The sequence below is a fragment of the Streptomyces wedmorensis genome, from assembly GCF_000716445.1.
In the GTDB taxonomy this organism is placed as follows: domain Bacteria; phylum Actinomycetota; class Actinomycetes; order Streptomycetales; family Streptomycetaceae; genus Streptomyces; species Streptomyces wedmorensis.
In genome coordinates this window covers 1-225 of record NZ_JNWK01000225.1, presented here as the reverse complement: position 1 = coordinate 225, position 225 = coordinate 1, and the positions used below count along the sequence as shown (strand labels likewise).

The 225-nt window shown below is 70.7% G+C and carries 1 protein-coding gene; it reads right to left on the bottom strand.

Annotated elements, in window-relative coordinates; genetic code table 11:
• Nucleotides 1-225 (bottom strand): condensation domain-containing protein (locus tag OO54_RS41195; RefSeq protein WP_033213012.1); only part of this gene is annotated, 225 nt, incomplete at both ends.

Here is a 225-nt window from a genome sequence, read left to right as displayed (position 1 = left end):
ACGGACCCGGCCCAGGAGCTCACGGAAGCTCGGATCGCCCGAGCTGTCGGTGCGCAGCACCAGCGTGTTCACGAAGAACCCGACCAGACCGCTCAACGCCTCGTTGCTCCGGCCCGCCACCGGCGAACCGATCGCCAGATCCGCACCCGCACCCAACCGGGACAACGCCGCCACCAACGCCGCGTGCACCACCATGAACGGCGTGCACCCCTCCTCCCGGGCGAG